Annotated in this window: 5 protein-coding genes; 2 read left to right on the top strand and 3 right to left on the bottom strand. The window is 66.6% G+C overall.

Annotated elements, in window-relative coordinates; genetic code table 11:
• Both P4U43_RS17690 and P4U43_RS17685 read left to right on the top strand, forming a co-directional pair.
• Window positions 1–1154 (top strand): DNA-3-methyladenine glycosylase 2 (locus P4U43_RS17690; protein WP_277359915.1); only part of this gene is annotated, 1154 nt, incomplete at its 5' end.
• Window positions 1151–1681 carry a methylated-DNA--[protein]-cysteine S-methyltransferase gene (locus P4U43_RS17685; protein ID WP_277359914.1) on the top strand — a complete coding sequence of 177 codons (531 nt, stop codon included), beginning with the start codon at window positions 1151–1153 and terminating at the stop codon, window positions 1679–1681. The genes P4U43_RS17690 and P4U43_RS17685, both read left to right, overlap by 4 nt.
• Here P4U43_RS17685 and P4U43_RS17680 read toward each other — a convergent pair.
• The 3 genes from P4U43_RS17680 to argH form a co-directional block, all read right to left on the bottom strand.
• Window positions 1648–2514: an SRPBCC domain-containing protein gene (locus P4U43_RS17680; RefSeq protein WP_277359913.1), complete on the bottom strand. Its 867-nt coding sequence runs from the start codon at window positions 2512–2514 to the stop codon at window positions 1648–1650. The two genes, P4U43_RS17685 and P4U43_RS17680, sit on opposite strands and share 34 nt — an antisense overlap.
• Window positions 2515–2653: 139 nt before the next feature.
• Window positions 2654–3421, bottom strand: a complete 768-nt coding sequence (locus tag P4U43_RS17675) for a maleylpyruvate isomerase family mycothiol-dependent enzyme (protein ID WP_277359912.1) — start codon at window positions 3419–3421, stop codon at window positions 2654–2656.
• Window positions 3422–3498: 77 nt separating this feature from the next.
• On the bottom strand, window positions 3499–4325 hold an 827-nt coding region (gene argH, locus P4U43_RS17670), incomplete at its 5' end, for an argininosuccinate lyase (RefSeq protein WP_277359911.1).

Below are 4325 nucleotides of genomic sequence, written 5' to 3'. Positions count from 1 at the left end.
GTGCCGGCCCGCTCGCGCTCGCGCGCGCCACCCGGGCACAAACGGCGCGGACACTGCTCACCGCCACCGATCTGGCGCTTTCCGACGTAGCCTTCGCCTCGGGGTTCAACAGCATCCGCCAGTTCAATGAGACGGTCCAGGAGATCTACGACCTCTCCCCCTCGCAGCTGCGGCACCGCAGCCGTACTCTTTCCCATGCATCGACGGCGGCCGGCTCCCCGACGTCCCTCAGCCTGACACTGCCCGCGCGCACGCCCTACGACGACGGCATCTTCTCCTTCCTGCGCGCCCGCGCCGTCAACGGTGTTGAGCAGGGTGATCCGGCAAGCTATGCCCGCCTGCTGCGCCTGCCCGGCGGCGAGGGCTGGTTCAAGGCCGAACCAGGACCGCGCGGACTCGATGTCTCCGTGACGGTGGAGCAGTTGAAGGACCTGCCCGTCCTGCTGTCCCGCATCCGACGCCTGTTCGATCTGGACGCTGATCCCGCGGCCATCGACGATGTCCTCTCGGCAGACCCGGTCCTGGAAACCCGCGTGCAGCAATATCCGGGGATCCGCCTGCCGGGTGCGGTGGATCCGCAGGAGATCCTGATCCGCGCCATGGTTGGCCAGCAGATCACCGTAGCGGCCGCCACCGGTATCCTGGACACTCTCAGCGTGCTGGGCGAGCCCTCCAGGCTCGGCCGTCCCGGTCATTCCCGTCTGTTCCCCACCGCTGCTGCCCTGGCCGATGGGGCGGGCCCGCTGCTGAAGGGACCGGCGCGCCGCCGCTCGAGTCTGCTGGCCGTCTCAGCGGCCCTGGCCGACGGCAGCCTGAGGATCGGCGTGGCTGACACACCCGGTGAACTGGCGGAGAAGCTCCTGCCGCTGCCGGGAATCGGGCCGTGGACTGTCCGCTACGTCGCCATGCGGGTACTTGGTGCTACAGATATCCATCTGGACAACGACGCCGCGGTCCGCACAGGTTTCGCCCGGTTATCCGGACGCACCGCCGATCCGCGGGAAACAACCGCCTGGTGTGAACAGTTCAGTCCCTGGCGTTCCTACGCGACCATGCACCTCTGGCGCCTCGCCTCCGAGAAACCGCTCGCCGCTGATCAGCAATCACAAACCCAGGCAGCAACCGATACCCCTAGAAAGGCGCTGGCATCATGACCACCCAGACCACCACCGTTCCCACTCCCGACGGGCCGTTTACGGTCGTGGAACGGGACGGTGCAGTCCTGGCCTCCGGCTGGACCGCTGAGCTCTCCGAGTTGACGGGTCAGATTCACCCAACCCTCAGGGCGGAACCTGTTCAGTCTGTACGAAGTCTCGCGTCCATCACGGACGCCGTGTCAGCCTATTACGACGGCGACCTCGCCGCCATCGAGAGGGTACGGGTGCATCAGTTGTCAGGACCTTTCCGTAACCACGCCTGGGACGTGCTGCGCACTGTTGCCCCCGGAAGGCCGGTGACCTATTCGGAGTATGCCCGGCTGGCCGGCCGGCCCGCCGCCATCCGTGCCGCCGCCGGAGCCTGCGCCTTCAACGCTGCTGCGCTGTTTGTTCCGTGCCATCGAGTGATCCGGGCGGACGGCAGTCTCGGCGGCTTCCGCTGGGGCGTTGCCGTCAAGACCAGCCTGCTGGCCCGCGAGAAAACAGCCTCTCAGTCCGCTGACCCGGTAAGCGTTGCACGGTAGAAATCTTCGAGCGCGTGCAACTTGCGCATGCTGGTATGCGGCTGGTCGCCGTCCACCGACACCGCGACAGCATCCAGATGGGCGTGCCACTGAGCCAGCAGGGCGGGAGCTTCGTCCTGGCCCTCCACAACGTGCCGGACGGCCACCCGGGTACTGCCGCCGTCCGCAGTGAAATCGACCTCAGCCTGCTCAACCCTCGGCTGTTGTTCGGGATCCGCAGTGAGCGCATCCTTTACGAGCGGCAGGGTGGAAGGGAGGCGACGGTCGAAATGGACCATGGTGACGCCGTCGTCCGTTTCCACCCATCCCATGGTGTTGGACACGTTGAACTCTTCGGCATAGGCGTCCCGCAGGGCCGCCCAACCTCCATCGGGCGCCGGTTCCCTGCCGGCGGCGACGTCCTCCAGCGCGGCGAGGATCTGTTGCCAGCCGGCGGCTCCCTCGGTCAGGAAGTCCGGTGTCTCGGAGCGTGCGCGCAGCTGCAGCAGGGCGCCGCCGCTGCACTCAAGCATGCGCCATTCAAGGATCGATTCGAGACCCAGTGCATCATCCCAGGTGATCTGGAGACTGGTGGGCGGATTGAGCTGCAATACCGTACCCGTGGTGACTCCGCCACCCATATCCAGCGAGTATTCCTTCCCCAGTTCCCAGTGGCCGGCCAGTTCTCCCAGCCATAGGCGCACCTTGCCCGGGTCCGTCAGCAGGTTCCAGATGTATGAGCGCGGGTAATCGAACTGGCGGTCGAAGGCGAGCACGTAGCCGCCGCTCAAACGCTCGATGCGGCCACGCGGCACCACGGGATGAGCCGCTGATCGATCAACATCCGACGTCATGGCGTCTGCCTTTACCTCGTCCTGAACCTGCGGTAATTCTGCTCGCGTGCTTCCCAACTTAGCGCAGTGCCGTGCGCCTGATAAGAGTTGCGCGGCGCAGATCCGAATCTTTCAGACGCCGCGACATGCAGCGTAGTCCTCAGCCACGCGGCGCCATGGCTGACGGCCAGGGAAGGAGCTCGGGAAGGTCAACGCCGTCCGCCGCGGCGGTCGCGTTCAGCCCGCCCAGCGGTTTCCGACCTGCCAGCCAGGCGGCGATGTCCTGCAGGAGGCCGGTGACGACGACAGTGCGTGCGGGGGTTCCCGAACCGTTGAGGAGGGTGCGTGGTTGCTCCCCCAGCGGCTGAAGCTTGAGTGCCGTGCCTGCGGGGACCCGTGCTGTGAGGAATTCGAAAAGGTAGTGGCAGAAGGCGCTGTCCCAGTCGAGGGAGGTGCGTCGGAGGCCGAGATCGGAGGCGTGAATGACCAATTCCCGCCAGAGCGCGAGCGCGCCGTCGCGTACGGTGCCGTCCCGGTAGGAAATACGACTGTCCCACTCGCTGCCGGTCACGCCGGCAAACACCGCCACGGCGGTGCTGACGGCGTCGGTCAGGGTGTTAAGTTGCTCTTCTGCAGCGCGCTGTGCCCGCCGCTCGATGTCCCGGTTGCGGCCGTCGGGCCCGTCGTCGTAAAAATCGACGGTTTCACCGCGGGCGGCGAATTCGAGCTGACGCGTCATCGCCCGGCACACGCCCTCGACGTGGGCGATGACGAAGGCGCGATTCCAGCCCGGGAGGTCCGACGGTTCCGCGAGGGCGACGTCGCTGAGCCCGGCCGCTGTTGCCAGCAGTTCCCGGCCCGCGTCGGCAAGGAGTCCCGGAAGTCTCCGGGGATCGTGCTGGGGTGCTTCCGGCTGCGACGTGTTCACGGACATCCTCGGGATCGGGATCGGGTGGTTTGTCCCGAGGATACCCGCAACTTCCAGCGCTGTGCCTGTATCTGGAGCTAGGACAACGCCGGCGCCGATCGCGCCTGCGCCACCTGCTCGGCCAGTTCATCCAGCTGGCGGCGTACTGCAGCCGGGGCGGTTCCGCCCTGTGAGTCGCGGCTGTTCAGCGACCCTTCGACGGTCAGTACCTCCCGGACACCCGGCGTCAGCTGCGCGGAAATGCCGGCGTAGTCCGCGTCGGTCAGGTCCCACAGTTCGACGCCGCGGCTTTCAGCCAGCTTGACCGCTTCGCCGGAGAGCTCATGCGCCTCCCGGAACGGCACACCCTGGCGAACCAGCCACTCAGCCACGTCCGTGGCGAGAGCGAATCCGAGCGGCGCAAGCGAGGCCATCCGTTCGGTGTGGAACGTCAGCGTCGCGATCATGCCCGAGACGGCAGGCAACAGCACCTCGAGGGTGTCGACGGCGTCGAACACCGGCTCCTTGTCCTCCTGCAGATCCCTGTTGTACGCCAGCGGCAGCCCCTTGAGCGTGGCCAGCAACCCGGTCAGGTTACCGATGAGCCGGCCTGCCTTGCCGCGGGCAAGCTCGGCCACATCGGGGTTCTTCTTCTGCGGCATGATCGATGAGCCGGTGGAGAAGGAGTCGTGCAGCGTGACGAAGGAGAATTCCTTGGTTGCCCAGATGATGACCTCTTCGCTGATGCGCGAGAGGTCAACTCCGATCATTGAGGCCACCCAGGCAAACTCCGCATACACGTCCCGCGCCGCAGTGCCGTCGATCGAATTATGCGTCGCCGACTCGAACCCCAGCTCGGCAGCGACCGCCTCCGGGTCAAGGCCGAGCGACGATCCCGCCAGCGCGCCTGAGCCGTACGGCGAGA

The sequence above is a fragment of the Arthrobacter vasquezii genome (assembly GCF_029455255.1).
Classification (GTDB): Bacteria; Actinomycetota; Actinomycetes; order Actinomycetales; family Micrococcaceae; genus Arthrobacter_D; species Arthrobacter_D parietis.
The sequence above is the reverse complement of the archived record's forward strand: the minus strand, read 5'-3'. Positions and strand labels throughout refer to the sequence as shown.

Bases quoted from the DNA above. Each gene is read 5' to 3' on its own strand.
- P4U43_RS17685 (WP_277359914.1), top strand. From the start codon at position 1,151: ATGACCACCCAGACCACCACCGTTCCCACTCCCGACGGGCCGTTTACG.
- P4U43_RS17680 (WP_277359913.1), bottom strand. From the start codon at position 2,514: ATGACGTCGGATGTTGATCGATCAGCGGCTCATCCCGTGGTGCCGCGT.